Origin of the sequence: Thioclava litoralis (assembly GCF_045278885.1) — a bacterium.
Classification (GTDB): Bacteria; Pseudomonadota; Alphaproteobacteria; order Rhodobacterales; family Rhodobacteraceae; genus Thioclava; species Thioclava litoralis.
The window spans coordinates 594,123-620,140 of record NZ_CP135443.1 but is presented as its reverse complement, the minus strand read 5'-3'; the positions used below and the strand labels follow the sequence as shown (position 1 = coordinate 620,140).

Sequence of the window (26,018 nt, the reverse complement as noted above, 5' to 3'; positions counted from 1 at the left end):
TGAATAAATGCTGGCGGGAGGCTTTCGCTCTTCCGCCAGACAGCGCGCTTCTTTATGGTCGCGCGCATGACTGATACGCCCGCAATCCAGTTTTCCGAAGATCAGGCCGAGGCCTGGGATGCCGTAGCCGAGGCCCTGCGTAAAGCGGGGGTCGATGTTGATGACGGTATGGTCATGCCCGAAACCAGCACCGCTCAAGTGCATTCGGTGATCGGCAAGGCGGGGTCGGGTAAAACCATGCTGCTGTCTGCGCTGTATAAGGCGCTGGAAGAAGCGGGCGTCGAGGTCGTCTCGGGCGATTACGAGGGCAAGAAGAAGAAAGAACGCCGCACGCTGGCGATCCTTGCGCCGACCAACAAGGCGGCCTCGGTGCTACGGTCGCGCGGGGTGCCTGCAACGACCATCCACCGCATCCTTTACACCCCCGTCTATGACCCCGAATACGAGCGGATTGCCGAATGGCTGAGCGGGCAGGGCGAGCGCCCGAACCTTGATATCCTGAAGGTCGACGGGCTGACGGAAGAGATGCTCGACCGTGCCAAGGCGTTTTTCGACCTGCATAAATCCGTGCCGGCGGCGCTGGCCTCGGCAGGGCTGCGGGGGTCCGATTTCATTCAGGGCTGGAAACGGCGCGAGGACCCGCTGGATATCGGCTTTGTCGATGAGGCCTCGATGCTGGACGAACGCCAGTTCGACGACCTGCGCGAGATTTTCCCGACGCTGGTCCTGTTTGGCGATCCGGCGCAGTTGGCGCCTGTGAACCAGTCGGGGCAGATGAGCTTTGAAAAGCTGCCTGACGAGCGTAAACATGTGCTCCACCGCATCCACCGCCAGACGCAGGACAACCCGATCCTCGATTTGGCCCATGCGCTGGCCGATGAGGCGCTGACCTTCGACCGGTTCGAGCGGATGATCGAGGATCGCGCGGCCAATGATGACCGCGTGGTGTGGGCAGGGCGGGTCGAGGCCGACTTGATGGCGCGCTCTCCGGTGCTGGTCTGGCGCAATGCCACGCGCATCCGGCTGATCCATGCCTTCCGCGGGGCGTTCAGCGCGCCGGTGGACGAGCTTCTGCCCGGCGAGCCGCTGATCTGCGACGGGATCGAACTGCCCGCCAAGCATCGCAAGCGCCGGATCGATCTGGAAGCCCGGGGGCTGATCAAGGGCGCGCAGGTGATTTACCTTGGTCCGGGCAAGAAGCCCGGTTTCTCGCGGCTGCATGTGATCGGGTCCGAAGACCCGCGCCTGTCTGCGGCCTCGATCGTCAAGATCGAGCTGCCGGATGAAGAAGAGCCCTTCATCCCCTTTGCCGCCCGCATGGGGGCCACCTTTTTGCATGGGGCGGCGGTTACCATCCATAAGGCGCAAGGCTCGCAATGGCGCGATGTGCAGGTTTTCGCGCCCGACATCTATGCTGCCGCAAGGGCAGGGCGGGTCGAGGCGGGGATTGCGCTGTGGAAACGTCTGGCCTATGTGGCGATCACCCGTGCCGAGCATCGCCTGCTATGGGTGACGCGGGCGCGGCTGGCGCGGCCCAGCGGTCCGCTGGGGGTGGAGGATCTGCCAAAAGGCGCGGCGCAGGCGCTCAAGCTGGAAATGCAGGACCAGCCCGAGGGCTGATCGCGCGGGGCAGTGGATCAGCTGAGGAAGCGCCGGAACAGCGCATTGGCCGCCCAGCCCGCAAACACCGCAAGCGCCAGCGACATGATGCCGTAAAGCGGCGGATAGGTCTGTGACAGCATGAAAAGCCAGCGTTCCAGCCCGACTTTGCGCACCGTGACAGGGGCGGAATATTCGTCGATCACGCGGTATTTGCGCACCAAGAAGATGCGGACCGTGTAATCGCCTTCGATCAGGTTGGCAGGCAGCGAGAAATCGGCGCGGAAGAGCGTGTCATCCAGCAGCTTCACATCGCCCGGATTGTCCTTGTAAAGGCCGTGGCTCACACGGATGCGTTGCAACGCCTCGGCATAGGGGGCGGCATTGGCCCGCTCTGTGGCGTTGGTGTAGTTGCGCAAGGCCTGCGGGATGGTGATGCGGTAGATCTCGTCGACCTCATGGGCAAGGAAATCCCGTTCGGGGCGGGTGGTGGCCACGGCATAGTAGCTGGGGGCCGACGGGATCTCGACCGAGCCGGTATTGATCCAGATCCCCATCTGCCGCGACTTGCGGCGCACCGTCACGGGGCCTTGCGGCCCTTCGAGCGTCACGATGACATCCAGCGGGCCCTCCGGTTCGGGGGCATAGCGTTTGACCGCGCCGAAGATCAGGATTTCGGACCCGTCAAAGGAGGCCGTGATCCCGATGCTCTCGCGCGAGAGCCCCGCCACGACTTTTTCCGCCGCCTGTGCCGGCAGGGCCAAGAGAACGAACAGACAGGCAAGGAGGCGCAGGATCATCCTTTGGCCCCCAGACTGATCGAGTAAAGCTCGCTTGGCTGGACCACCAGATCATAGCCAAGCTTGAGCGCCACGAGAAGCACCAGAGAGGCCAGCAGGATGCGCAGTTGTTCGGCTTTGAGCCGCCCCCCGAGGATCGAGCCGATCTGTGCCCCGATCACGCCGCCCAAGATCAGCATGATGGCCAGCATCACATCCACCGACTGGTTGGTAATGGCATGCATCATCGTGGTGAAGGCCGAGGTGAACAGGATCTGGAACAGCGAGGTGCCGATCACCACTTTGGTGGGCATGCCCAGCAGATAGATCATTGCGGGCACCATGATGAACCCGCCGCCCACACCCATGACCGCGCCCAGAACCCCCACACAGAACCCGACCAGAATGGGCGGGATCACCGAGATATAAAGACCCGAGGCACGGAATTTCATCTTGAGCGGCAGCCTGTGGACCCAGCCGTGGCTGTGACGTTTGCTGCGCTTGGCGGCGGGTCGGCGGCTGCGCCCCAACGCCCGCAGGCTTTCGAGAAACATCAGCAGCCCCACGCCGCCAAGAAAGACGACATAGCATAGCTGCACGGCGAGATCGATCTGGCCCAAGGCCTGCAGGTAGTTGAAGATCGAGATTCCCGCGACCGAACCGGCAAGCCCGCCCACCAGCAGGATGAACCCCATAGGCACATCGACCGCCTTGCGTTTGAGCTGGCTCAGCACCCCCGAAACCGAAGAGGCCACAACCTGATTGGCGCCCGTGGCCACGGCAACGGTGGGCGGAATGCCGATGAAGAACAGAAGCGGGGTGATCAGAAAACCGCCCCCCACCCCGAACAGCCCCGACAGGATGCCGACCACCCCGCCGATGCCGAAGAGGACGAAAAAATTGACCGAGACTTCGGCGATGGGCAGGTAAATTTGCATGGGCTTCCGCGCGCTGTCAGTGACTTAATGTGAGCGCCTTGGCGTGGGCTGTCAAACCCCAACTCAGGCGGGCGTCATCGGGCTTGCAGATATCGTCGCAGGATCTTTTCAAGCTTTTCCGCCCCTAGCGGTGCCATTGCCTTGGTCTGGGCATGGCTGATCTGTTCGTCGGCTTTCATGCCCGCGCCCATATTGGTGATCACCGAAATCGCGGCCACTCTCAGCCCGAGAAACCGCGCAAGGATGACCTCGGGCACGGTGGACATGCCCACCGCATCGGCGCCAAGAATGCGGGCGGCGCGGATTTCGGCGGGGGTCTCGAAAGACGGCCCCGAGAACCAGCAGTAAACGCCCGTGGGCAATTCGATCCCCTCGGCCTTGGCCGCCGCCATCAGCCCGTCGCGCATCTGGGCGTCATGGGCGTCGGTCATCGGGACAAAACGCGCGTCCGTTGGCTCGCCGATCAGCGGGTTATGGCCCGCGAAATTGATGTGGTCTTCCAGCATCATCAGCCCCCCCGGCGGGATGTCGGGGCGCAGCGAGCCTGCCGCATTGGTCAGGATCAGCCGCTCGCAGCCCAGTTCGCGCAGGATCTCCAGCGGCAGGCGCATCTCGGCGGGGTTGCCATGTTCATAGTAATGCACGCGGCCCCCGAAGACGGCAACGCGCACCCCTTCAAGGTCTCCGATCACCAGCTTCGGGTTATGGCCCGAGACGCCCGCATGCGGAAAGCCGGGCAGGTCGGAATAGGGGATCGCCACACCGTCGATCTCTTCGGCCAGATGGCCCAGACCCGACCCCAGCACCAGCCCGAAAGCAGGCGGCGTATCGCCCGCCCGCTTTCGGATGACTTGGGCCAGTTCAGCGCTCTTTGACATAGGGTTGGCCTCCGGCCTTCGGGGGATGGGGTTTGCCGACGACGCCCGCCAGCACGATCACGGTCAGGATATAGGGCAGCGCATCCAGAAGCGCCCCCGGAACCGACATATGCAGCGCATTCTGCAGCACATCGGGACGCAGCGCCAGTGCCTGCAGGAAACCGAAAAGCAGGGTCGCCCAAAGCGCCGGCCACGGTTTCCAATTTGCGAAGATCAGCGCCGCAAGGGCGATATAGCCACGCCCTGCGACCATCTCGCGGCCAAAGCCTGCCTGAAGACCGGTGGCCATATAGGCCCCTGCCAGCCCGCAAAGAAGTCCGGTGATAGTTACCGCGCCATAGCGCAGACCAATGACGGAAATTCCTGCGGTATCAACGGATTCGGGGTTTTCGCCCACCGCCCGCAGCCGCAGCCCGAAGCGGGTGCGGTAGAGCACCCACCATGTCACAGGCACCGCCAGCAGCGCCACATAGACCAGAATGGAATGGCCCGAGAGCACATCCGAATAAAGCGGCCCGATGATGGGGACCTTGCGGAGGGCGGCCTCGAAGGGCAGGTGGAGTTCGTTGAAGCGTGCAGTGCCTGTAAGGGCGGGTGTGCGCCCGCCTTGGTGGAAGAGCGATTGGGCAATCAGCACCGTCATCCCCGAGGCAAGGAAGTTGAGCGCGACGCCCGAAATCAGCTGATTGCCACGGAAGGTGATCGAGGCCAGCCCATGCAGGAGCGAGAACAGGATCGAGGCGGCAATGCCTGCCAGACAGCCCAGCCAGACATTGCCGGTCATATAGGCCACAGCGCCCGAGGTCATCGCGGCCATCAGCATCTTGCCCTCTAGCCCGATGTCGAACACGCCGGAGCGTTCGGAATAAAGCCCTGCCAGACAGGCCAGAAGCAGCGGCGTCGCCAGCCGCAGGGTGGAATCCAGAATGGCTATTAGGGTTGCGTACTCCATCACTTGGCCCCCTGTTTCACGCGGAAGAAGGGCATGAGCATCATCCGCACCATCCCGTCCAGCGCGCCGGTGAACAGCACGACCAGCCCCTGGATCAGTAGCCGCAGCTCGATCGGGATCGAGGTCCACAGCCCCATCTCGGCCCCGCCTTGGTACAGAAAGCCAAAGAGAAACGCCGCCAGAAACACGCCCAGCGGATGGTTGCGGCCCATAAGCGCGACCGCAATCCCGATAAAGCCCGCCCCTTCGGCAGAGTTCTGCAACAGACGCTCGGCCTCGCCCATGACGTTATTGATCGACATCAGCCCCGCCAGCGCGCCGGAAATCAGCATCGACCCCAGAATGATCTTGGTGCGCGAGATACCGGCATAGCTTGCGGCCTTTTCGTTCAACCCGAAAGCGCGGATTTCATAGCCGAATTTGGTCTTCCACAGCAGCACCCAGACCAGCACACAGGCCGCCAGAGCCACGAAGAAGGTGACATTGGCCGGAACCGAGGGGCTGAACAGCCCCGAAAGCCCCGGAATATCGTGGAAGGTCGGCAGGCTGGCGCCCTTGGGAAAGCGCGCTGTTGCCGGATCCATCTGGCCCTCGGGGCGCAGGACCGTGACCAGCAGATATTGCAGCAGGCTATAGGCGATATAGTTGAACATGATCGTGGTGATCACGATATGGCTGCCGCGTTTGGCCGCAAGCCAGCCCGGAATGGCGGCCCATGCGGCTCCGAAAAGTGCCGCCCCCACCATTGCCGCAGGCAGCGCCAGCCACCATGCGGGCCAAGGCAGCGCAAGGCAGACCAGCGCCACGCCCAGCCCGCCCAACTGCGCCTGACCTTCGGCGCCGATGTTGAACTGGCTGGCGTGATAGGCAACCGTCACGGCAAGGCCGGTGAAGATGAAACTGGTGGTGTAATACAGTGTATAGCCCCAGCCATAGGCGCTACCCAAAGCGCCGTCGAACATCACCGAGATCACCTCGACCGGATTGCCGCCAATCGCCAGCACCACGATGGCCGAAATGATCGCCGCCAGCAGGATCGAGATCAGCGGCACAAGAACCAGATCGGCCCATGTCGGTAGTTTCTTCATCAGCCTTCTCCGCCGTCATCATCGGCTTCACTGTCTTCATGCGCCAGATCTTCATGGGCATCAGGGCTCGGGTCCCGCATCCCCGCCATCAACAGCCCGAGGTCTTTTTCATCGGTGGTGGCAGGGTCGCGGAAGCCCATGATCTCGCCATCGAACATCACCGCGATGCGGTCCGACAGGGAGCGGATCTCGTCAAGCTCGACCGAGACCAGAAGAATGGCCGCCCCCGCATCGCGCAGCTCGATGATGCGCTTGTGGATGAATTCGATCGCGCCGATATCCACGCCCCGCGTCGGTTGCCCGATCAGCAGAAGGGCGGGGTTGCGCTCGATCTCGCGGGCCAGCACGATCTTCTGCTGGTTGCCGCCCGAAAAATTCTTGGCGGCCAAGGACGGGATCGGCGGGCGGACGTCGAAACGCTCCATCGCGCCTTCGGTCGCCTTCACGATGCCCGCGTTATCCATCAGAAGCGCGTTCTTCTGGTATTCGGGCGCCCCGTGATAGCCGAAGATGAAATTCTCCCAAGCGGGGAAATCAAGGATCAGCCCGTGGTGGTGGCGGTCTTCGGGCACATGGGCGATCCCGTCGCGGCGGCGGCTTTGCGCATCCGCACGGCCCGTCAGATCCAGCACTTTGCCATTAACCTTAATCTGGCCCTTGGCCACCTGATAGCCGCCCAGAACCTCCAATAGCTCGGTCTGGCCATTGCCCGCCACACCGGCAATCCCCAGAATTTCGCCCGCGCGGATTTCCAGATCGACGCCTTTCAGACGGGCGACGCCTGCCTCGTCCGTCACCCGAAGGTCGCGGACCTCCAAGATCGGCTTGCCGGGCTGGGCCTTGGTCTTTTCGACATTCAGCAGAACCTTGCGGCCCACCATCAGCTCGGCCAGCTCGGTGGGCGAGGTCTCGGAGGTCTTCACCGTCGCCGTCATCTCGCCGCGCCGCATCACCGAGACGGTATCGGTCGCCATCATGATCTCGCGCAGCTTATGGGTGATCAGCAGGATCGTCTTGCCCTCGGCGCGCAGCGTATCAAGGATGCGGAACAGATGGTCGGCCTCGGCAGGGGTCAGCACGCCGGTGGGTTCGTCGAGGATCAGGATCTCGGCCTGACGATACAGCGCCTTGAGGATCTCGACCCGCTGCTGATGACCCACGCTCAGGTTCTCGACCAACTCGTCGGGGTCCACATCCATCTCGTAGTCTTCGGCCAGCCGCTTCAGCTCGCGCCGCGCCTTGGCGATAGAGGGGCGCAACAGGCGGCCATCCTCGGCCCCAAGGATCACATTTTCCACCACGGTGAAATTCGGCACCAGCTTGAAATGCTGGAACACCATGCCGATGCCCGCGCGGATCGCGGCCTGACTGTCGGGAATGGCGGTTTCGCGCCCGTTGATCACGATCTCGCCACGGTCGGCCTTGTAGAAGCCGTAGAGGATCGACATCAGCGTGGATTTGCCCGCGCCGTTCTCGCCGATAATGCCGTGGATCGTGCCGGGCATAACCTTGATGGAGATGTCCTTATTCGCCTGCACAGGCCCGAAGGCCTTGGAGATTCCGCGCAGTTCGATTGCGGGCACAGCACCGCCCTGTGGGGACGCAATCGCGGCAGGGGCCTGCCGCGTTGCATTCTGGGTCGGACCGCTCATCGCGTTACTCGACCGGACAGGTGCTATCCGTGGTGAAATCATGCACCGCGATTTCGCCGGAGGCGATCTTTTTGGCCGCGTCATCCACCGGCGCGCGCATTTCGGCGGTGACCAGATCGGCGTTATTGTCGTCCATCGCATAGCCCACGCCATCCTCGGCCAGACCCAGCACGACGGTGCCGGTCTGCATATCGGGGCCAGCCTTGAACATATCGTAGACAGCATTGTCGACGCGCTTGACCATCGAGGTCAGCACCTGACCCGGATGCAGCATGTTCTGGTTGCTATCGACGCCGATCGACAGGATTTTCTCGTCCGCGGCGGCTTGCAGGATGCCGATACCGGTCGCGCCTGCGGCCGCATAGATCACATCCGCGCCTTGGGCGATCTGCGCCTTGGCCAGTTCCGCCCCCTTCACGGGGTCATTCCATGCCGCAGGCGTCGTTCCTGTCATGGCCTGCACGACCTTGATTTCGGGTTTGGCGGCCTTGGCCCCTTGCACATAGCCACAGGCGAATTTGCGGATCAGCGGGATGTCCATGCCGCCGATAAAGCCGATTGTATCCGATTTCGAGGCCTCTGCCGCCAGCATCCCCACCAGATAGGAGCCTTGCTCTTCCTTGAACACGACCGAGCGCACATTGGGCAGGTCGACCACCGAGTCGATGATCGCGAATTTCGTGTCGGGGTAATCGGGGGCGACGGTTTGCAGCGTATCCGCGAAGGCAAAGCCCGTGGTGACAATCGGGTTCGCACCGGATTCGGCCAGACGGCGCAGCGCCTGTTCGCGTTGCGCTTCGGATTGCATCTCCAGTTCTTTGTAGCTGCCGCCGGTTTCATCGACCCAGCGCTTTGCGCCATTATAGGCCGCCTCGTTGAAGCTCTTGTCGAATTTTCCGCCCAGATCATAGATTAGCGCCGGATCGGCAAAGCTGCCACCTGCGGTCAGCGCGAGGGCTGTCGTGGCGCCGAAGATGGATTTCATAAGGCTCATGGCTGACTCCCGGTCAAATGTCTGACCGGCCCCTAAGGGCCGGGAAAGGGGTGGAAACCACCCGCTCCCGTGATCAATTCAGACCGGACTCGACTGGAGCCGTCAAGCAGGATTTCCCGCCGATAAGGGTCGCTATGGCATTTTTCGAATGTTTGGTCAGAAAATATCCGGTCCGTAGTCGCGCATCATCAGCACGGCATCGCTGCGGTGACCATCGGGATGGCGGTAGTAATTGTCGCGGATACAGCTGTCTTGCCAACCGCTTGCCAGATAGAGCGCATGGGCGGCGTGATTGTCCAGCGCGACTTCCAGATGGGCGATCTCGGCCTTGCGCGCCACCATCTCGGTATCGAAGCGCGCCATCAAGCGGCGGGCAATGCCCTGTCTGCGCGCCGCGGGGGCCACCGCAATGGTGGTCAGCTCTGCCTCGCCTGCGATCACACGGCCAATCAGGAAGCCCTGCTCTTCATGCAGGAGAAAATAGAATTTTTTGGCCAGCGTCTCGGCGAATTCTTCCGCCCGCCACGGGCGCGGGGTCGTGAAACATTGTTTATGGATCGCGGCCATCTGGGCGGGCGTCATCTGGGGCTACCTTAATCGAGGATCTTGGGCGGCGCATCCGAAGGCGGTGCGGCATCGGCGGCGCGGATATACAGGGGCGCGGGGCGCTCATGCTCGGGCAGGGTGGCCAGTTTGCGCGCCGCAATACGGGCGATACGTTCCGGTATCTGCGCCATCTCGCAGGGCTGTGCCTGCGCAATCCCCAGAAGGGCCGCAATCTTTTCGGCATGCGCACCGAGCACCCGTTGGGCCCCCAGTACGGCGAGGCCGGTGTCGGGGTTGGCCGGATCGAAATGCACGGGTTTGGCCGCAGGCGCGCCCTGATCGAAGAGTTGCAGATAGGCTTGATCGCGCGGGGCCGCGACCGAAACCAGCTCGCGCAGCGGCGTCTGGCCTTCGCGCAGGATCTCGAAATTCGACACGCCGATCGCGGGGATCTTGCGCGCCAGAGCCAGCCCGCGCGCCGCCGAGACCGAAATACGGATACCGGTGAAATTCCCCGGACCGATGCCAACGCCCAAGGCGTCCAGATCGGCCCAGCCTGCGCCGTGATCTGCCAGCAGTTCTTCAAGGATTGGCATCAGGCGTTCGGCCTGACCGCGCGACATCTCTTCGATGCGCGCGCCCAATAGGGTGTCGCCGCGCAGCAAAGCGGCCGCGCAATGCGCGGCCGATGTGTCGAAAGACAGGATCAAAGGCTCAGCCGGCAACGGGGCGGACCTCGGTCACTTCGGGGATGTAATGGCGCAGCAGATTCTCGATGCCCATCTTCAGGGTCAGCGTCGAGGAGGGGCAGCCTGCGCAGGCACCCTGCATATGCAGATAGACCACACCGCGTTCAAAGCCGTGGAAGGTGATGTCGCCACCATCCTGCGCCACAGCCGGACGCACGCGGGTGTCCAGCAGGTCCTTGATCTGCGCGACAATCGCCCCGTCTTCGGCATCGCCCGTATGTTCGGCATGGCCGCCCGAAGAGGCGCCTTCGCCCTCCATCACCGGCGCGCCGGATTGGAAATGCTCCATGATCGAGCCAAGGATCGCGGGTTTTGCATGATCCCAATCGGTCGCATCATCTTTGGTGACGGTGACGAAATCCGACCCGAAGAAGACGCCGGTCACACCGGAAACCATGAAAATGCGCTTTGCCAGAGGCGATTTCGCCGCCGCCTCGGCAGAAGGGAAATCCGCCGTTCCCATCTCCAGCACGGTCTGGCCGGGCAGGAATTTCAGGGTTGCGGGGTTCGGTGTCGTCTCGGTCTGGATGAACATGGGCGTGCTCCTTCGCTTGGGCACCTGATATGCGCCCTGATCGGCCAAATGTCAATGTTTAGAACGGTTCTAATCTGCGGGGCTATATGCGCGGATGAAGCCTTCGGGCAGAGGGGCTTCTGCGGCCCGTCAAACCGGTCGTCGTCGGCTATGACGCCATAATCATCGGGGCGCGACGGCTGCGGTGTCTGTCCGAGGTCCGGCAGGGCCGCCTTTAGCTGCTGATAGAGCTTCGGGCAGGGAGAGGCTTCGGGTGCTATCTCCGCCTCGGGCGAGGCAAGAATGTCAATCTCGAAGGGACAATGGCTCGATGGGACAATGGCCATCGCCGCATGTGCGCAGGCCGATAGCGCCGCTGCGAAGAACAGCGCGTTCGCCTTCATCGGCGGTTATTCTACAACGCTTCGGGTGAGCGCGGGCGTGAAAGCATAAGCCGGCACGCCTCGGCTGGTTTGCCCGTCAAACCACGTAAAACTGTAGATCGGGCAATGCGAGCAGGACATCAGCTCTTCCGGCGACATCTGTGCGGGGGCATTGGCGCGATCTGCCTGTGTGGGATGTTTCCATGCCTGCATCATCCGCGCATAGAGCCCGGGCTCCTGATGCGACCTCAGCGCGCCGCGATTGTTGTTGTAGCTGTGCTTGGCCTCGGAATAGACGACGCTGCCGTTTTCATAATATGCGGTGCGCTGCAGAGGGTAGAGGTTGTCTCCGGCGACCGACATCTCGAAATAAGGCGTGCCTTCGGGCGGCAACTCGACAGTGCTGCAACCCGCAGCCAGAACCGTTAGCCCGAGGGCCAGAGCGGTTGTAAAATGTTTCATATGAATCTTTGCGGTTCAGGTAATCTGTTCGAGCTTCTCTTTCGACATATCGCCCGGAACAATGGTCAGCGGGAAGGGCAGGGAGCCCGAATTCTTGACCATCTGCGTCACCAGCGGGCCGGGGCCGCCCTTGCCTGCCCCCGCGCCCAGCACGAGCACGCCGATCTCGGGATCTTCCTCGACCAGCTTGAAGATCTCTTTCACCGGCTCGCCCTCGCGGATCACCAGTTCGGGATTCACCCCCTGACGGTCGCGCATCCATTTGGCGAAGACCTCGAAATGGGCCTCGATCCGTTCGCGGGCTTCCTCGCGCATCAGCTCTGCGACGCCCATCCAGTGCTGGTATTCCTCGGGGGGGATGACCGAGATAATGGTCACGCCGCCGCCGGTATGGCTGGCGCGCATGGCCGCGAAGCGCATCGCGTTCAGGCATTCGCGGGTGTCATCAAGAACGACAAGGAATTTGCGCATGAAGGCTCCGAAAGGTTGGGCCGAAAGCTCTCGGGCTTGGCCGGTAAAGCAGGCGGGTGCATGATTGCCCGCCTGCCCTGTCTTTGCAACGGCTTTGCAACCGCCAGTGTCAGAGCGGGCAGCTTGTGGCCCAATCCATATAGATTTCGCGCGCCTTGCGGGTCAGCGGGCCGTAGGCATAGGTCACATCGTCGAAGGCCTTCACATATTGCACCTTCGAGAAATTGCCGGTCAGGAAGACCTCATCGGCGCGACGGAAATCCTCCAGCGTGAGAACGGCCTCATTCACGGTATAGCCCGCCTCGCGCAGGTTTTTCATATGGCGTTTGCGGGTCAGCCCTGCAAGGAAAGTGCCATTGGCGACGGGGGTGAAGAATTCACCGTCCTTGACCATCCAGACATTGGCCGAAGCGGTCTCGGCCACATTGCCAAGCGCATCCTGCACCAGCGCATTGCCAAAGCCCTTACGCTGGGCCTCGACCAGCATCCGCGCGTTATTGGGATAGAGGCAGCCCGCTTTCGCATTGCAGACGTTATCGGCCAGCACGGGGCGGCGGAACTGCGTGGTGGTCAGCGTGGTGGCGGCATCCTCGCCGGGCATGGGCACCTCTTCGAGGCTGATCGCGAAGCCCGTGGAATTGGGGGCAGGGGCGACGCCCAGCTCGGACCCGTTCACCGCCCAATACATCGGGCGGATATAGACGGCGGTGTTGCGCCCATAGGGCTTGAGCCCTTCGCGCACGATCTCGACCATCTCGCCCGCATCCATCGTGGGCGTGATCATCAGCGCCTCGGCAGAGCGGTTCAGGCGGGCGCAATGCGCATCCAGATCGGGGACCAGCCCGTTAAACAGCCGCGCGCCGTCAAAGACGTTGGACCCCTGCCACAGACCGTGATCGGCGGCCCGCATCACCATCGCGTCGCCATCCTGCCATGCGCCTTCAAACCAGGTGCGGATATTCTTCCCGAATGCCATGTCTCTATGTCTCCAAACTTCGGGCCCAAGCAATCACCCCGCGCGGGAAAGGTCCAGAGCGGGCGGGCGTAAAATTTGTCTGCCGATCCGTCATGTATCTGTCTTGCGCCTCTGTCCGGGGCAGAGGCGCAAGACAGAGGCGCAAGACCGATACATGACCGGACGGTTTGCGGGCGTTTAGAGGTTCGAGACGCGATAGGCCGAGGAGACCGTCGTATTGAACAGGCCGAACAGCGTCTGGGCCTTGACGACGGGGCTTTCGGTGGCCAGCACGACATCTTGCGGCTGCAGATAGAAGTTCTGCGCCGAGAAGAGGCCGTCGGTCGTGGTCAGATCGATCGAGAAGATCACCCGCGTATGGGTCGGACCATTGGGGCCGACAGCTGTTGACGGATATTCGCGCAGGATCAGGATGCCCTTGGGGTCGGCGCGGCTGTCATTGACCCCGCCTGCAAGGGTGATGGCTTCGAGGGCTGTCACCTTGTCGCGCGGGAAGGGCACGATTTCCTCGCGGCCTGCCGCCCCGAGCGACAGGAAGTAGCGCGGATCTTCGGTGATGATCAGCTTGTCGCCGCGACGGATGCCGGTATCGAGCGTCGGATCATCCGTCAGCCGTTTCATCGAGATCTCGTAGACCGTCTTGCCGCGCATCAGCCGCACTTGCGGGTTTTTCAGCGCGGTCGATACGCCGCCCCCTTCGGTGATCGCGCTCAACACGGTCATCGGGCGTTGGGACAGGTCGATCGAGCGGGGCGAGGCAACGCCGCTGACCAGATCGGCGGTATTGCGCATCCCCGGCTGGCGCGAGAGCTGGACCTGCGCGGCAGGCAGCAGGGCGGTCAGCGCATCCTGCACCCGCTGGCGCGCGGTTTCGATGGACAGGCCGGCCACATGCACCGGTCCGGCATAGGGGACGAAGAGCGTGCCGTCATCATTGATCTGTGTGGCCTGAAGCGCCACCGAAGGCGCGCCTTCCGAGGTCAGCAGCTTGTTGTCGCCGTTTTCCCAGACGGCCAGCCCGACCATGTCGCCCGCGCTCAACGTGCCGGCCTGTGCGCTGGCACCGCCGCGCAGCCATGCCCGTGGCGGCAGCGCATGGGCACCGGCAGGCCAGCTCTGGATCTGCGCCAGATGGGCGCGGTCAATGGCATAATGGGCAAATTGCGCGTTCGCGCTGTCTTCGTTCTTCAGGATTTCCGAACGCATCGCAGCGCCTCTTGGGAGCGAGCAGGCACCAAGGGCAAAGAGGGCTGTAACCATGATTACAGCGCGACGACTTTTCGAACTCATACAGTTCCCCCGTTTCGCATCGTCTTGGCGGATGCTAAGGCTTTGGCAGACTTCAATCGCTAGAGGCGAGCATGGCCTTTAATGGCCTTTCTGAAAGGGATTTACAAGTTGGCACTGACACGAGCCCCGCTTTCTCAACGCCCGCTCCGGCTTTTGGCCATCGGTGCGACAGGCCGACTGGGTCGGGTGCTGGTTCCGGTCTGGCGGCGGACGGAATTCGGGCAGGCTGCGGCGGTCGAGCTGGTGGTGCAGGCCCGTCGCGAAGGGCGGGGCGGCGATGTGGTCTTTGACCCTCTGGCCGAGCCGGACGCCCTGCAACGGGCGGTCGGGGCTGCCGATGTGGTGCTGGGGCTGGCCGGTGTGACGGCAGGATCTGCCGAGGATATGGCGCTGAATGTCACCTTGGCGCAGGCTTTTTGTGCGGCGGCCCAGCAGGCGGGAAAGCCTGTCATTCTGGCCTCGTCGGCTTCGGTCTATGGGCGCCCGTCCACCGAGGCGCCGCTGGCTGGACGGCCTTTTCCGGAGGCCGCGCCACTGGCTCCGATCTCGGAATACGGGCGCGCCAAGCAGGCGATGGAACGGATGGCGCAGGACTATCCGGCCTGCTGTTGCCTACGTATCGGCAATGTTGCAGGGGCGGACGCGCTGTTGGGGCATGCCGCGCCGGAAGGCGGTCGGGTGCTGGATGTCTTCGCAGAAGGGGAGGCCCTGCACGGGCCTTTGCGCAGCTATATCGGCCCCGTGACGCTGGCGCAGGCCATTTTGCGGCTGGCGCGTTTCATGGCGGCAGGGGCCTCCGTGCCGCAGGTGATCAATCTGGCCGAGGCGGGCGTGGTCGATATGGCGGCCCTGCTGGCCGCAGCCGGGATTTCCTATCAGACCCGTCCTGCCCCCGACATGGCGATCGCGCGGGTCGAGCTGGATGTGTCGCGGGCTCTGGCTTTGGGGCTGGTCCCCGAGCGGCCCGTGCGTGCCGACCGTCTGGTGGGCGAGGTGATCCAACTGCGCGGAGAACTGTCATGACCTTTGGCAAACGTCTTTTCGATCTGGGGCTGGCGCTGTGTCTGGCACCCATCCTGCTGACCCTGATCCTTGTGGTGCTGGTGACGCTGGCTTTCACCGAGGGGCGCCCCTATTTCTACGTTGCCGAGCGGATGAAAACTCCCACGCAGAGTTTCCGGCTGTGGAAATTCCGCACCATGAGCGTGGTCGCCGCCGATAGCGGGGTCTCGGGCGGGAACAAGGCGGCGCGGGTGACGCGCATCGGGCGTATCCTGCGCAAGACCCGTGGCGACGAGTTGCCGCAACTGTGGAATATCCTGAAGGGCGATCTCAGTTTCGTCGGGCCACGTGCGCCCTTGCGGGAATATGTGGAGCGGTTCCCCGAACTCTATGGCGAGGTTCTCAAATCGCGCCCCGGTGCGACGGGGCTGGCCTCGCTCTACTATCATCGTCACGAAGAATGGCTGCTGGCGCAATGTGATACGCCGGAACAGACCGACCGTGTCTATTGCGAGACCTGCATTCCGGCCAAAGCCAGGCTCGATCTGATGTATCAGCGCCATCAATCTGTCTGTTTTGATGCAAAACTGGTATGGGACACCATCAAAAAAGTGTTGAGCTAACCTCTGCGTGTCTTACATTGTTGTGCAAAGGCAGGGCTATTGGTAGAAATTACCACAAAGCGACCCTGAGACAAGCATGGCTTCTTTCACTCGGCGCCTCGTGGCGCTGGACCAAAAGACTAAATTCTGCATTCTGGCAGTGATCGACCTGCTGATGGTCCCGCTGACCTTCTGGGTCGCGCTGCTGCTGCGCTTTGGTGTCGATCAGGCGGCCGTGACCTTCAAGCTGACGCTGATCTATCTGCCTTTCCTGCTGATGGTCAGTGTGGGGCTTGGCTCTGTGCTGGGCATGTTCAACCGCAAGCTCAAGGATTATGACGGCGAGGCGGTGCTGCGCAGCCTCGCCATTTCTGCCGCACTTGGGGTCAGTTCCTATCTGCTGTCGCTGATTTCCCATGCCGATAGCGGGTTGCGGCTGCATATCCTCTTTGCCATCACCCATTTTATCGGCACGCTGGGGATGCGGCAGGGGCTATATTATCTGCTGGTGCAGATCTACCGCCAATCCAATGTGGTCAGTCGCATCGCCATCTACGGGGCCGGGCGCACCGGCATGGCGCTTGCGCATGAGCTGCGCAACCGTCCCGGCATGATGGTCTATGCGTTTCTTGATGATAATGGCACGCTGGACGGGATGAACCTCAATGGTGTGCCGATCTTTTCGGGGGTGCATGCCGACCGCGTGCTGGACCGTTACAAGATCAACAAGGTCATTCTGGCGATGCCGTCGGTGTCGGTGCAGAAGCAGACCTTTATCTCCAAGCGTCTGGCGCGGTTCGGGGTTGATGTCGAGACCCTGCCGGCATTCGCCCGTCTGAGTGGCGAGACCAACCTTCTGAACAAGCTGATGCCCGCCGGGACGGCGGCGCTTTTGCCGCGCGAGAATCTGGAAAAGAAGATCAGCAACAGCCATACCGCCTATCGGGGGCGCACCGTGATGATTTCCGGCGCGGGCGGGTCGATCGGGATCGAACTCTGCCGTCAGGTGATGACCAGCCGCCCCGCCAAGCTGGTGCTGTTCGAGCTATCGGAATACGCGCTTTATCTGGCCGAGGCCGAGATGCGGGTTCTGGGCGAGGCGATCGGCTGCGAGATCGTGCCGGTGCTGGGGTCCGTCTGTGATTCCGTGCATGTGACCGAGACGCTGTCGCGCTATGGGGTGGAGGTCGTGCTGCATGCCGCCGCTTACAAGCATGTGCCGCTGGTGGAAGGCAATGCGCGGGTCGGGATCTCGAATAACGCGCTGGGGACGGCGGTGCTGGCACGGGCCGCGCGCGATTGCGGGGTGCGGCGTTTTGTTCTGGTCTCTACCGACAAGGCGGTGCGGCCCAGCAACCTGATGGGGGCATCCAAGCGGTTTGCCGAGCTGACGGTGCAGGATCTGGCCGGACGGTCGCAGGGCACGATCTATTCCATCGTGCGCTTCGGCAATGTGATGGGGTCGTCTGGCTCGGTCATTCCGCTGTTCAAGGAGCAGATCGCACGGGGCGGGCCGGTGACGGTGACCGACCCGCGTATGACACGGTATTTCATGACCATCCCCGAGGCGGCCCGTCTGGTGCTGGCGGCGGGGGCCTTTGCCGAAGGGGGCGAGGTCTATGTGCTGGATATGGGCCGCCCGATGAAGATTGTCGATCTGGCGGGCAAGCTGATCAATGCGGCGGGGTTCAGCGTGCGCAGCGAGGACAATCCCGAAGGCGATATCGAGATCACCTTTACCGGCCTGCGTCCGGGCGAAAAGCTGCATGAGGAGTTGATGGTGCGCAAAGGTGCGCAGACCACCGACCACCCCAAGATTATCCGTGTGCGCGAGGATATGCTCTCGGAGCTGGAAATGGCCGCCGCCTTGCGCGATTTGCGCGATGCGGTGGATATGGGCGATACGGCGGCTGTGCTGGAGGTGATCCTGAAGGCGGTGCCCGATTATGTTCCGCGCAGCCTGCCCGAGGATGCGCTACAGCTCCGCTTGGCACGCCAGCTTCGCGACAAGCGTCAGGAGCGCTCGGGCGATACGCCGGCGGAGTAATCGCCGGATGCAACCGAGCGCGAACCGGACTGGCGCGATAGCGTGAAACCTGCCGGGATGCGGTCCCTCGTTCCTCTTGAGCCACTTGAGCCAGCAGGCATTCCGCCTGCGCGGGCCCTCGAACAGGTCAGAGCCCGGGCGGCGTGTGGTTAATCCTCGAACGGGTCCTGCGGATAGCCTACGCCGCACAGATACAGCCCTTGCGGCGGGCAGACCGGCCCGCAGGCCGCGCGGTCGCAGGCCTCCAGCGCCTCTTTCACGCGCGAAGGCTCCCATGCGCCGCTGCCGACCTTTTCCAATGTCCCGACAATCGAGCGCACCTGATTATGCAGGAAGCTGCGGGCGCGCAGGAAAAAGCGGAATTCCTGCCCGTGGGGGATGGCGATTTCCTCGATGGTGATCTCGTCGATGGTTTTCACCGGAGATTTCGCCTGACAGATCGAGCTGCGGAAGGTGGTGAAGTCATGCAGGCCGATCAGATGGGAGGCGCCCTCGCGCATGGCCTCCAGATCCAGCGGGTTCAGCACGCGCCAGACCTGACCCGCCTCATGGGTCATCGGCGCACGGCGCACCACCAGCCGGAAAAGATAGCGCCGCTCGATCGCGCTGAAACGGGCGTGGAAATCATCCGCCACCCGCGCGGCCTTCAGGATGGCCACAGGTGCGGGTTTCATATGGAAATTCAGCGCCTCGGACAGGCGGAAAGGGTCCCAGTCCTTCTCCAGATCGAAGGTCGCCACCTGCGCCGTGCCATGCACGCCCGCATCGGTGCGCCCTGCGGCGGCGATGGTGTGGTCGCGCTTTTCCAGCTTGGCCAGCGCGGCCTCGATGGTGCCTTGCACCGAAGGCTGGTCGGCCTGTCGTTGCCAGCCCGCGAAGGGCTTTCCGTCATATTCGATCTTGAGTGCATATCTGGGCATGGCGCTTTCCCTAGCGAGGCCCGCGTGCCCTTGCAAGCGCCGTGATGGTCTGGGCGCGGTTTGACCGATATGGCGGAAGCTGGCCCGACGTTGCGTTGCGTGCTAACCTTACTGTGAGCTAGGGCTGGCAAATGGGGGGAGGATGCCTATCTTTGCAGCGCGACCAGAAGGGGAGGAACCAGACATGAAGCTTAGCCGCATACCATCCGTCAACGAGGCCCTGCCCGGTCGGGAGATGCCGATGCCGGTCACCGAGCCGCATTTTCTCACGGGCCGCAATCTCGAAGCGCAGCGCCCCGAGGGAATGAAAGTCGCCATGTTCGGGATGGGGTGTTTCTGGGGAGTCGAGCGTCTGTTCTGGCAGTTGGACGGTGTCTGGTTGACGATGGTCGGCTATGCGGGCGGCCATACGCCCAACCCGACCTATGACGAGGTCTGCACCGGCATGACCGGCCATAACGAGGTCGTGCGGCTGATCTTCGATCCGGACAAGATTTCCTATGAAGAGCTGCTGCGGGTGTTCTGGGAGGGGCATGATCCGACACAGGGGATGCGGCAGGGCAATGACCGTGGCACGCAATACCGGTCGGGGATCTATACGTTCTCGAACGAACAGGCGCAGGCCGCCGAAGAGAGCCGCACGGTTTATGCCGCGCGCCTTGCCAAAGCGGGCTATGGCGCGATCACCACAGAAATCTATCCCGCGCCGTCCTTCTTCTATGCCGAGGGCTACCACCAGCAATATCTGGCCAAGAACCCGCGTGGCTATTGTGGCATTGGCGGCACCGGTGTCAGTTGCCCGATCGGTCTGGCGGTCTGATCCGGCCATAGGATCGCAACGGGAGGGGCGCGCGGGCGCCCTTTTTCTTTGGCGCTTTCGTGCGGGCCCTGCGGAGCCTGCGCTTGACGGAGGCCGCAAACCCCGCCAAAGCAGGACAAAACCCGCAAGGGGTCGAAAGGAGACAGCCATGCCGACATATACCGCTTTCACCACGCTGGCCGACCGTGCCGAGGCCGATGCACTTGAGGCGCATGTGGCCGAGATCGATCCCGCGCCCTATGGGACAGGGGTTTTCGAGATCGAGGACGGGTCGGGCCGCTACGAGATCGGGGCCTATTTCACCGAAAAGCCCAACGAGGTCGCGCTGGCCATTCTGGCGGCTGTGCATGGCGCGCAGGATTTCGCGGTTTCCGAATTGCCCGATCAGGACTGGGTGGCGCATGTGCGCCGCGAGCTTGCGCCGGTCGCGGCGGGACGGTTCTTCGTCTATGGCAGCCATGATGCCGATAAGGTGCCCGCGGAGGCGATTGCCCTGAAGATCGATGCGGCGATGGCCTTTGGCACGGGCCATCATGGCACGACGCTGGGCTGCCTGCTGGCGCTGGATGCGCTGGAAAAGGCGGGGTTCCATGCCAAGAACACCGTTGATATCGGCTGCGGCACAGCGGTGCTGGCTATGGCGGCTGCCAAGATCTGGCCGGAGACGGTTCTGGCCTCTGATATCGACCCGATCGCGGTCGAAACGGCGCAGGCCAATGTCGACAGCAATGATCTTGCCGGACGGGTGGTCTGCCTAGAGGCGGCTGGTTTCGGCAATCCGAGCTTGGCGCAGGCGGCCCCTTTCGACCTGATCTTCGCCAATATCCTCAAAGGGCCGCTTCTGGCTCTGGCACCCGATATGGGGCGGAGCTGTGCCGAATCGGGCTATGCCATCCTGAGTGGTATTCTGCATGAACAAGCCGATGATGTGATTGCGGCCTATGAGGCCGAGGGCTTCGGTTTGCAGCATCGAAACGAACATGGCGACTGGACGACATTGGTTCTGAAGAAGAGCTAATTGCCAAGAATTTAAGGCGCATTTCTCTAAAAATGCTCGCAATGCTTTAACACAATCTTCATAACTGACTTAGCGGCACAGCGCCGCTTGGCCGGTTATGGAGTGCGTCGTGGCATCGCATGTTTCGAAAGAGTTCGAGGATCGCCTCGGTCGTATCGCCCGCCGCCATAAAGCCGGTGGTGGGTTCGAGGCCGCAGGCGCTCTGGGGCGGCTGGACCACGCCAAACCGCCGGTCCATCGCCGTTTGGCCTTTCCGCTACAGGCCAGCCTGTTCCTGCTTCTGGGCTTTTTCCTGTTCAAGGCCGCGTTGATGATGCAGGCGGGGGCCGATGGCTATGCCCTGCGTCTGACGCATTTGCGGATGGATGGGGGGATTGATGCCGTGGTGGCGGTGCTGATGGAACCCGATGTGATCAGCCGCAACCTCTCGGGGCTTCTCGCGCAGGTTCTGCGCTAAGCATTGCGGGCGCGGGGCGCTTTCTTCACAGACAGTGTTTGTACAGGTTCTGCCAATGGCGTGCCTGATGGCCTGCAGGGCTATTCCGCCGTGGTACAAAGAAAAAAGCCGTGCACTCAGCGTTGCACGGCTTGTCTTTCTGTATCGCTGGCGACCGGCGGGAGGGGGAGCACCCGAGCGGCCATTCTCAGCGGATATTCGAGATATCGATGCGGGTCAGGCCGATATCGTTCAGTTCACGGTCGGTCAGTTTCGACAGCGCGATACGGGTCATGCGGCGGTCATTCCAGTTTGCGACCAGATCAATGATCTGTTGGAAGAAGCCCGGACGGACGGTGCGCAGTTCGATACGGTTGGTGGATTGCAGCGACATGGGTCACCTTTTCTTTTCGTGCTAGTTGTTGATCTTTTCTCTTACGAGGATGCACATAATGTGGGCGGTTTGCGAAAACAAACGTAGCTTTGGCAGTCCCGTCATGCGATTTTTGCATGGCAGGAATCCTTCTTTGTAGGCTTTATTTCTTGCCATTTATTGCGTTACGGCGCGCAAGCCCTTCCGGATGTTCCTGTTTCGTGCTAGGAAGTGTAAAAGAATGGTAAAAGGGCAGGCCATGCGGGTGATCGGAATCGATCCGGGATTGCGGAATCTCGGTTGGGGCGTGATTGAGGTGGACGGGTCGCGCCTGCGTCATCTGGCCAATGGTACGCTGCATTCGGCGGGTGATTCGCTTGCGCGCCGGTTGATGGAGCTGCATGCGGGGCTGACGCGGGTCTTCGAGATCCATTCCCCCGAAGCCGCCGCCGTCGAGCAGACCTTTGTCAATAAAGACGCGGTGGCCACGCTGAAACTGGGGCAGGCGCGGGGGATTGCGCTTCTTGTTCCGGCGCAGGCGGGGTTGGATGTCGGCGAATATGCCCCCAATGCAGTCAAGAAGACGGTTGTGGGCGTGGGCCATGCCGATAAGGTTCAGGTGCAGCATATGGTGAAGCACCAGCTTCCGGGGGTCAGCTTTGACAGCCCCGATGCGGCGGATGCTTTGGCGATTGCGATCTGTCATGCCTTGCATCTGCAATCGGCGCGCCGCATGACGGCGGCGCAGCTGTCCCGTGCCGCGACAACGGGCGGGCGGATCAAAAGGAGCGTGTCATGATCGGACGTCTGGCCGGAACCATCATCCATCGCGGATTGGATCAGGTGATGATCGATGTGCGCGGCGTGGGCTATGTGGTGCATGTCAGCGCGCTGACCTCGCAGAGCCTGCCGCGGGTGGGCGAGCCCTGCGCGCTTTATACCGATCTTCTGGTGCGCGAGGATCTGTTGCAGCTGTTTGGCTTTTCCAGCCTGCTGGAGAAAGAGTGGTACCGTTTGCTGATTTCCGTGCAGGGGATCGGCTCGAAAGCGGCTCTGGCGATTTTGGGGACCTTGGGGCCGGAAGCTTTGGGGCGCTCGATTGCTTTGGGGGATTGGTCTGCGGTGAAGGCCGCCCCCGGAGTTGGTCCGAAGATTGCCCAGCGGGTGGTGAACGAGCTGCGCGACAAGGCGCCTTCGATCATGGCGATGGGCGGGGATCTGACGGTTGAGGCGGCTCCGGTGATCGAGGTCGAGGAGGGGGCGGTCGCGGTGCCCAAAGCCCCGCGTCCCGCACCGGCGGCCACGCCCAAGACGAATTTTACCGCCGAGGCGCTATCGGCGCTGACCAATCTGGGCTATTCGCCGACCGAGGCGGCAGGGGCTGTGGCGCAGGCGTCGGAGGATCCGGCGGCGGTGGATACCGCCAAGCTGATCCGTCTGGCGCTGCGTCTGCTGGCCCCGAAAGATTGAGGGGCGTGCGATGCTTGCGGGCATTGAGCCCCCTTCGCATCGCGGGCGGCGGGGCCGCCCATGGACAGACCTCCGAGGTTGCGCGAGAATGACGAAATGAGTGATCCAGATCCCACCCTACGCCCCGACCGTCTGCCCGAGGATGCGGATCGCGCTTTGCGTCCGCAGGGGCTTGATGAATTTGTCGGGCAAGCCGAGGCGCGGGCCAATTTGCGGGTGTTTATCGCCTCGGCCAAGATGCGTCAGCAGGCGATGGATCATACGTTGTTTCATGGCCCTCCCGGTTTGGGGAAGACCACGCTTGCGCAGATCATGGCGCGCGAGTTGGGGGTGAATTTCAAGATGACCTCTGGCCCCGTGCTGGCCAAAGCGGGGGATCTGGCGGCGATCCTGACCAATCTGGAAGCGCGGGATGTGTTGTTTATCGACGAGATCCACCGGCTTAATCCGGCGGTGGAAGAAGTGCTTTACCCCGCGATGGAGGATTTCGAGCTGGATCTGGTGATCGGCGAGGGGCCTGCCGCGCGCACCGTGCGGATCGAGTTGCAGCCCTTCACGCTGGTCGGTGCCACGACGCGGTTGGGTCTTTTGACGACGCCTTTGCGCGACCGCTTCGGCATTCCGACGCGGCTGCAATTTTACACCGAGGACGAGCTGGACCAGATCGTGACGCGAGGGTCGCGGCTGTTGGGTATCCCCTCTGATCCCGAAGGCACGCGCGAGATTGCCAAACGCGCGCGTGGCACGCCACGGATTGCGGGGCGTCTTTTGCGCCGCGTGGTGGATTTCGCTTTGGTCGAGGGCGATGGCCGTTTGACCCGCGAGATTGCCGATGGTGCCTTGACGCGGCTGGGGGTGGATAACCTTGGTTTGGACGGGGCGGATAGGCGGTATATGATGCTGATGGCCGAACATTACGGTGGTGGTCCGGTGGGCGTAGAGACGCTTTCGGCGGCGCTGTCGGAAAGCCGTGATGCGATTGAAGAGGTGATCGAGCCCTATCTTCTGCAGCAGGGCCTGATCCAGCGCACGCCGCGCGGGCGGATGCTGGGGCAGCGCGCGTGGCGTCATCTGGGGCTGGCCGAGCCGCAGGTCGCCCCGCCCGCGCAAAGCGATATGTTCGAGTGAGGCACTGATGACCGAACCTTTAGCCCGTTTCCCGATCACCGGCCCCGAGATTGACCATGTCGTGGCGGCCTTTTACGCCCGTGTGCGCGACCACCACATGCTGGGTCCGGTCTTTGCCGCCCATGTCACCGACTGGCCCGAGCATGAGGCCAAGGTGGCGGCGTTCTGGAAGGGGTCCATTCTGCACGAAGATGGCTATGACGGCTCCCCCATGCGCGCCCATCGGCAGGCCGGAGATGTCAGACCCGGCATGTTTCCTGTCTGGTTGGGGCTGTTCGATGATACGCTCAGGCGCGAGCTGGACCCGCTGGCGGCGGCTGGCTGGTCGGCGCTGGCGCACCGGATCGGCACTAGCCTGCGGGCGGGTGTGGTGGACCGCGAGAAGCTGCCGGGCGGCATCCCGAAGCTGCGGTGAGACGCGAGAAACAGAAGATGCTGGCGGGAGAGCTGTATCACGCCGATGATCCCGAATTACAGGCGGATATGGTGCTGGCGGCGTTCAGCACGGATTGATGCCGACGCCTGTGACGAGCTGCTTGCGCCTTTGCTGGGGGCTTTGGGCGAGGGGGCGCAGATCAAGCCGCCCTTCCGCTGCGATTATGGCCAGAATATCCGCTTGGGCGCGCGGAGTTTTGTGAATTACAACTGCACCATTCTTGATTATGCGCCCGTCAGGATTGGCGAGGAGGTGCTGATTGGCCCGAATGTGCAGATCTTTGCCGCGACCCATCCGTTAGAGGCCGCGCCGCGTCGCGCGATGCTGGAAATGTCGAAGCCGGTCCGCATTCACGATGGTGTCTGGATCGGGGGCGGGGCAATCCTCTGTCCGAGGATGACCATTGGCGAGAATGCCGTTGTGGCGGCGGGGGCTGTCGTGACCCGCGACGTGGCACCGAACGCGCTGGTGGCGGGCAATCCCGCGCGCCTGATCCGCCCGCTTTAGCTCTTTTCGCGGGAAAACAGCCCCGCAAGGCTGCGCGAGAGGATATTGGTCACCTTGGGTTTGCGCAAAGCGGTGAAGGGCATCGGGCGGCAGACCTCCATCGCGGCAATACCGACACGCGCGGTCAGCGCGCCATTGACCACGCCCTCGCCAAAGCGGCGCGAGAGTTTTGCGGCCAGATGCCCGCCTGCCACCGTCTCGATCAGGTCATCGCCTGCGGCCACAGCGCCCGTGGCCACCAGATGCGTCATCACCGACCGTGCCAGCCGGATCGACCCCAGACTGCCCGCGCGGCCCCCGTAAATCTCGGCAATGCGGCGGATCATCCGCACATTGGCAATCAGCGCCGAGCCCACATCCGCCAAGGCCAGCGGCACCAGCGCCGTGGTGGCGGCCACCGTGCGCGAGGCGGCCTCGATCTCCAGACGCACGGCTTGGTCCAGAGGCTCCATCAGGGTCGTCTCGGTCAGGCCCAGAAGGGTCTGCACATCCAGCTGGTCGGGTGCCTGTTCGGCCAGACGCGCGCGCGACCAGTCCATTTCCTTCCGCGCGGCGTAAATGGAGGACACGCGGGCCGAAACCTTGCGGGCGCGGGCCAGATCCTCGGCCTGCAGGCTTTGGGTGACCTCGTGATGCACCGTATCCAGCCGTTTCAGCCGCGAGAATGCGGCGATCTCGCGCATGGCGACCAGAAGGGCGGCCAGCACGAACAGACCCAACAGCCCTGCACCGACCCAGCCAAGGAGCGGATTGGCGGCAAAAAGCCCCTCGACAAAGCGCCAAGCCGCGACCGAGGCCAGAAAGCCTATCAGCGCGATTAGGCTGCGCCAGAAGAAGCGCCCGATCTTTGAGGGCGGGCGCGCCGCAAGCCGCGCGGCAATCTGCATCGCGCGACCTTCCAGCTGTTCGGTGGTGGCTTCGGGCAGATCCGTTACCGGCGGCGCATCGGCAGGGCTTTGCGGGGCCTCGTCCAGCTCGATCATCACGG

30 protein-coding genes are annotated in these 26,018 nt (G+C 62.8%); 13 read left to right on the top strand and 17 right to left on the bottom strand.

The features are described from left to right. The first annotated feature begins 66 nt into the window (after positions 1-66). Positions 67-1,620, top strand: a complete 1,554-nt coding sequence (locus RPE78_RS02940; RefSeq protein ID WP_406721202.1) for an ATP-dependent RecD-like DNA helicase — start codon at positions 67-69, stop codon at positions 1,618-1,620. A gap of 17 nt (positions 1,621-1,637) precedes the next feature. On the opposite strand, the gene RPE78_RS02935 is transcribed toward RPE78_RS02940, so the two are convergent. The 14 genes from RPE78_RS02935 to RPE78_RS02870 all read right to left on the bottom strand — a co-directional run bounded on the left by RPE78_RS02935 (position 1,638) and on the right by RPE78_RS02870 (position 14,187). Next, the gene (locus RPE78_RS02935) at positions 1,638-2,399 is read right to left on the bottom strand and encodes a TIGR02186 family protein (RefSeq protein WP_406721201.1); all 762 of its coding nucleotides are present in this window, start codon (positions 2,397-2,399) and stop codon (positions 1,638-1,640) included. Next, a complete protein-coding gene (locus RPE78_RS02930; RefSeq protein WP_406721200.1) occupies positions 2,396-3,316 on the bottom strand; it encodes a sulfite exporter TauE/SafE family protein in 921 nt (306 codons plus the stop codon). The genes RPE78_RS02935 and RPE78_RS02930 overlap by 4 nt, the downstream gene beginning before the upstream one ends. A gap of 74 nt (positions 3,317-3,390) precedes the next feature. Beyond that, positions 3,391-4,194 carry a purine-nucleoside phosphorylase gene (locus tag RPE78_RS02925; RefSeq protein ID WP_406721199.1) on the bottom strand — a complete coding sequence of 268 codons (804 nt, stop codon included), beginning with the start codon at positions 4,192-4,194 and terminating at the stop codon, positions 3,391-3,393. Continuing rightward, positions 4,178-5,146: an ABC transporter permease gene (locus tag RPE78_RS02920; RefSeq protein ID WP_406721198.1), complete on the bottom strand. Its 969-nt coding sequence runs from the start codon at positions 5,144-5,146 to the stop codon at positions 4,178-4,180. Before RPE78_RS02920 ends, RPE78_RS02925 begins: the two co-directional genes overlap by 17 nt. Continuing rightward, entirely contained in the window at positions 5,146-6,234 is a 1,089-nt protein-coding gene (locus RPE78_RS02915) for an ABC transporter permease (RefSeq protein ID WP_406721197.1), read from the bottom strand. The genes RPE78_RS02920 and RPE78_RS02915 overlap by 1 nt, the downstream gene beginning before the upstream one ends. Beyond that, positions 6,234-7,886, bottom strand: coding sequence for an ABC transporter ATP-binding protein (locus tag RPE78_RS02910; RefSeq protein WP_406721196.1), 1,653 nt, complete (start codon positions 7,884-7,886; stop codon positions 6,234-6,236). Before RPE78_RS02910 ends, RPE78_RS02915 begins: the two co-directional genes overlap by 1 nt. Before the next feature lie 4 nt (positions 7,887-7,890). Then, positions 7,891-8,880, bottom strand: a complete 990-nt coding sequence (locus tag RPE78_RS02905; protein WP_339107997.1) for a BMP family ABC transporter substrate-binding protein — start codon at positions 8,878-8,880, stop codon at positions 7,891-7,893. 156 nt (positions 8,881-9,036) lie between these two features. After that, positions 9,037-9,462 (bottom strand): GNAT family N-acetyltransferase, encoded by a 426-nt coding sequence (locus RPE78_RS02900; protein WP_339107996.1) that lies wholly within the window; start codon positions 9,460-9,462, stop codon positions 9,037-9,039. Positions 9,463-9,473: 11 nt separating this feature from the next. Beyond that, the gene (gene tsaB / locus RPE78_RS02895) at positions 9,474-10,151 is read right to left on the bottom strand and encodes a tRNA (adenosine(37)-N6)-threonylcarbamoyltransferase complex dimerization subunit type 1 TsaB (protein ID WP_406721195.1); all 678 of its coding nucleotides are present in this window, start codon (positions 10,149-10,151) and stop codon (positions 9,474-9,476) included. Continuing rightward, positions 10,141-10,710 carry a NifU family protein gene (locus RPE78_RS02890; RefSeq protein WP_339107994.1) on the bottom strand — a complete coding sequence of 190 codons (570 nt, stop codon included), beginning with the start codon at positions 10,708-10,710 and terminating at the stop codon, positions 10,141-10,143. The genes tsaB and RPE78_RS02890 overlap by 11 nt, the downstream gene beginning before the upstream one ends. A gap of 389 nt (positions 10,711-11,099) precedes the next feature. After that, a complete protein-coding gene (locus RPE78_RS02885) occupies positions 11,100-11,534 on the bottom strand; it encodes a hypothetical protein (protein ID WP_406721194.1) in 435 nt (144 codons plus the stop codon). 15 nt (positions 11,535-11,549) lie between these two features. Then, complete coding sequence (locus RPE78_RS02880; RefSeq protein ID WP_339107992.1) at positions 11,550-12,005, bottom strand: universal stress protein; 456 nt, start codon at positions 12,003-12,005, stop codon at positions 11,550-11,552. Between the two features lie 109 nt (positions 12,006-12,114). Then, positions 12,115-12,981 carry a branched-chain amino acid aminotransferase gene (locus tag RPE78_RS02875; protein WP_406721193.1) on the bottom strand — a complete coding sequence of 289 codons (867 nt, stop codon included), beginning with the start codon at positions 12,979-12,981 and terminating at the stop codon, positions 12,115-12,117. Positions 12,982-13,158: 177 nt separating this feature from the next. After that, positions 13,159-14,187, bottom strand: coding sequence for a polysaccharide biosynthesis/export family protein (locus tag RPE78_RS02870; RefSeq protein WP_339107990.1), 1,029 nt, complete (start codon positions 14,185-14,187; stop codon positions 13,159-13,161). Between the two features lie 192 nt (positions 14,188-14,379). On the opposite strand from RPE78_RS02870, the gene RPE78_RS02865 reads away from it, so the two are divergent. The 3 genes from RPE78_RS02865 to RPE78_RS02855 all read left to right on the top strand — a co-directional run bounded on the left by RPE78_RS02865 (position 14,380) and on the right by RPE78_RS02855 (position 17,922). Next, on the top strand, positions 14,380-15,294 hold the full coding sequence (locus RPE78_RS02865; protein WP_406721192.1) for an NAD-dependent epimerase/dehydratase family protein: 915 nt from the start codon (positions 14,380-14,382) through the stop codon (positions 15,292-15,294). After that, positions 15,291-15,896, top strand: a complete 606-nt coding sequence (locus RPE78_RS02860; RefSeq protein ID WP_339107988.1) for a sugar transferase — start codon at positions 15,291-15,293, stop codon at positions 15,894-15,896. Before RPE78_RS02865 ends, RPE78_RS02860 begins: the two co-directional genes overlap by 4 nt. Before the next feature lie 76 nt (positions 15,897-15,972). Next, positions 15,973-17,922 (top strand): nucleoside-diphosphate sugar epimerase/dehydratase, encoded by a 1,950-nt coding sequence (locus RPE78_RS02855; RefSeq protein ID WP_339107987.1) that lies wholly within the window; start codon positions 15,973-15,975, stop codon positions 17,920-17,922. 149 nt (positions 17,923-18,071) lie between these two features. Here the strand turns inward: RPE78_RS02855 and truA are convergent, their stop codons facing one another. Continuing rightward, on the bottom strand, positions 18,072-18,842 hold the full coding sequence (gene truA / locus RPE78_RS02850) for a tRNA pseudouridine(38-40) synthase TruA (protein ID WP_339107986.1): 771 nt from the start codon (positions 18,840-18,842) through the stop codon (positions 18,072-18,074). A 184-nt stretch (positions 18,843-19,026) separates the two neighbouring features. On the opposite strand from truA, the gene msrA reads away from it, so the two are divergent. The 3 genes from msrA to RPE78_RS02835 all read left to right on the top strand — a co-directional run bounded on the left by msrA (position 19,027) and on the right by RPE78_RS02835 (position 21,137). Then, positions 19,027-19,662, top strand: a complete 636-nt coding sequence (gene msrA, locus RPE78_RS02845) for a peptide-methionine (S)-S-oxide reductase MsrA (protein WP_339107985.1) — start codon at positions 19,027-19,029, stop codon at positions 19,660-19,662. Positions 19,663-19,810: 148 nt separating this feature from the next. Further along, complete coding sequence (locus RPE78_RS02840; RefSeq protein ID WP_339107984.1) at positions 19,811-20,680, top strand: 50S ribosomal protein L11 methyltransferase; 870 nt, start codon at positions 19,811-19,813, stop codon at positions 20,678-20,680. 109 nt (positions 20,681-20,789) lie between these two features. Then, the gene (locus tag RPE78_RS02835; RefSeq protein WP_406721191.1) at positions 20,790-21,137 is read left to right on the top strand and encodes a hypothetical protein; all 348 of its coding nucleotides are present in this window, start codon (positions 20,790-20,792) and stop codon (positions 21,135-21,137) included. Positions 21,138-21,324: 187 nt separating this feature from the next. Here RPE78_RS02835 and RPE78_RS02830 read toward each other — a convergent pair whose 3' ends face one another. Beyond that, a complete protein-coding gene (locus tag RPE78_RS02830; RefSeq protein WP_339107981.1) occupies positions 21,325-21,510 on the bottom strand; it encodes a DUF1127 domain-containing protein in 186 nt (61 codons plus the stop codon). Positions 21,511-21,748: 238 nt separating this feature from the next. Between RPE78_RS02830 and ruvC the strand changes: the two genes are divergently transcribed. From ruvC to RPE78_RS02800, 6 genes are all read left to right on the top strand, one after another. After that, entirely contained in the window at positions 21,749-22,288 is a 540-nt protein-coding gene (ruvC, locus tag RPE78_RS02825; RefSeq protein ID WP_406721190.1) for a crossover junction endodeoxyribonuclease RuvC, read from the top strand. Beyond that, entirely contained in the window at positions 22,285-22,959 is a 675-nt protein-coding gene (ruvA, locus tag RPE78_RS02820) for a Holliday junction branch migration protein RuvA (protein WP_406721189.1), read from the top strand. Before ruvC ends, ruvA begins: the two co-directional genes overlap by 4 nt. Before the next feature lie 96 nt (positions 22,960-23,055). After that, positions 23,056-24,087 carry a Holliday junction branch migration DNA helicase RuvB gene (gene ruvB, locus RPE78_RS02815; RefSeq protein WP_406721188.1) on the top strand — a complete coding sequence of 344 codons (1,032 nt, stop codon included), beginning with the start codon at positions 23,056-23,058 and terminating at the stop codon, positions 24,085-24,087. A 7-nt stretch (positions 24,088-24,094) separates the two neighbouring features. Then, positions 24,095-24,502, top strand: coding sequence for a group III truncated hemoglobin (locus RPE78_RS02810; RefSeq protein ID WP_406721187.1), 408 nt, complete (start codon positions 24,095-24,097; stop codon positions 24,500-24,502). Continuing rightward, positions 24,499-24,600, top strand: coding sequence for a maltose acetyltransferase domain-containing protein (locus RPE78_RS02805; protein WP_406721186.1), 102 nt, complete (start codon positions 24,499-24,501; stop codon positions 24,598-24,600). Before RPE78_RS02810 ends, RPE78_RS02805 begins: the two co-directional genes overlap by 4 nt. 31 nt (positions 24,601-24,631) lie before the next feature. Continuing rightward, complete coding sequence (locus RPE78_RS02800) at positions 24,632-25,030, top strand: sugar O-acetyltransferase (protein WP_406721185.1); 399 nt, start codon at positions 24,632-24,634, stop codon at positions 25,028-25,030. Here the strand turns inward: RPE78_RS02800 and RPE78_RS02795 are convergent. Next, complete coding sequence (locus RPE78_RS02795; RefSeq protein WP_406721609.1) at positions 25,027-26,013, bottom strand: YcjF family protein; 987 nt, start codon at positions 26,011-26,013, stop codon at positions 25,027-25,029. The genes RPE78_RS02800 and RPE78_RS02795 overlap by 4 nt on opposite strands. Between the last annotated feature and the right edge of the window lie 5 nt (positions 26,014-26,018).

Coding starts and splice junctions, on each gene's coding strand:
- ruvC (WP_406721190.1), top strand. CDS start 21,749: ATGCGGGTGATCGGAATCGATCCGGGATTGCGGAATCTCGGTTGGGGC.
- RPE78_RS02880 (WP_339107992.1), bottom strand. CDS start 12,005: ATGCGCAAATTCCTTGTCGTTCTTGATGACACCCGCGAATGCCTGAAC.
- ruvA (WP_406721189.1), top strand. CDS start 22,285: ATGATCGGACGTCTGGCCGGAACCATCATCCATCGCGGATTGGATCAG.
- RPE78_RS02940 (WP_406721202.1), top strand. CDS start 67: ATGACTGATACGCCCGCAATCCAGTTTTCCGAAGATCAGGCCGAGGCC.
- RPE78_RS02900 (WP_339107996.1), bottom strand. CDS start 9,462: ATGACGCCCGCCCAGATGGCCGCGATCCATAAACAATGTTTCACGACC.
- msrA (WP_339107985.1), top strand. CDS start 19,027: ATGAAGCTTAGCCGCATACCATCCGTCAACGAGGCCCTGCCCGGTCGG.
- ruvB (WP_406721188.1), top strand. CDS start 23,056: ATGAGTGATCCAGATCCCACCCTACGCCCCGACCGTCTGCCCGAGGAT.
- RPE78_RS02905 (WP_339107997.1), bottom strand. CDS start 8,880: ATGAGCCTTATGAAATCCATCTTCGGCGCCACGACAGCCCTCGCGCTG.
- truA (WP_339107986.1), bottom strand. CDS start 18,842: ATGCCCAGATATGCACTCAAGATCGAATATGACGGAAAGCCCTTCGCG.
- RPE78_RS02930 (WP_406721200.1), bottom strand. CDS start 3,316: ATGCAAATTTACCTGCCCATCGCCGAAGTCTCGGTCAATTTTTTCGTC.
- RPE78_RS02935 (WP_406721201.1), bottom strand. CDS start 2,399: ATGATCCTGCGCCTCCTTGCCTGTCTGTTCGTTCTCTTGGCCCTGCCG.
- RPE78_RS02860 (WP_339107988.1), top strand. CDS start 15,291: ATGACCTTTGGCAAACGTCTTTTCGATCTGGGGCTGGCGCTGTGTCTG.
- RPE78_RS02840 (WP_339107984.1), top strand. CDS start 19,811: ATGCCGACATATACCGCTTTCACCACGCTGGCCGACCGTGCCGAGGCC.
- RPE78_RS02920 (WP_406721198.1), bottom strand. CDS start 5,146: ATGGAGTACGCAACCCTAATAGCCATTCTGGATTCCACCCTGCGGCTG.
- RPE78_RS02915 (WP_406721197.1), bottom strand. CDS start 6,234: ATGAAGAAACTACCGACATGGGCCGATCTGGTTCTTGTGCCGCTGATC.
- RPE78_RS02925 (WP_406721199.1), bottom strand. CDS start 4,194: ATGTCAAAGAGCGCTGAACTGGCCCAAGTCATCCGAAAGCGGGCGGGC.
- RPE78_RS02855 (WP_339107987.1), top strand. CDS start 15,973: ATGGCTTCTTTCACTCGGCGCCTCGTGGCGCTGGACCAAAAGACTAAA.
- RPE78_RS02795 (WP_406721609.1), bottom strand. CDS start 26,013: ATGATCGAGCTGGACGAGGCCCCGCAAAGCCCTGCCGATGCGCCGCCG.
- RPE78_RS02890 (WP_339107994.1), bottom strand. CDS start 10,710: ATGTTCATCCAGACCGAGACGACACCGAACCCCGCAACCCTGAAATTC.
- RPE78_RS02830 (WP_339107981.1), bottom strand. CDS start 21,510: ATGTCGCTGCAATCCACCAACCGTATCGAACTGCGCACCGTCCGTCCG.
- RPE78_RS02875 (WP_406721193.1), bottom strand. CDS start 12,981: ATGGCATTCGGGAAGAATATCCGCACCTGGTTTGAAGGCGCATGGCAG.
- RPE78_RS02885 (WP_406721194.1), bottom strand. CDS start 11,534: ATGAAACATTTTACAACCGCTCTGGCCCTCGGGCTAACGGTTCTGGCT.
- RPE78_RS02810 (WP_406721187.1), top strand. CDS start 24,095: ATGACCGAACCTTTAGCCCGTTTCCCGATCACCGGCCCCGAGATTGAC.
- RPE78_RS02910 (WP_406721196.1), bottom strand. CDS start 7,886: ATGAGCGGTCCGACCCAGAATGCAACGCGGCAGGCCCCTGCCGCGATT.
- RPE78_RS02870 (WP_339107990.1), bottom strand. CDS start 14,187: ATGCGTTCGGAAATCCTGAAGAACGAAGACAGCGCGAACGCGCAATTT.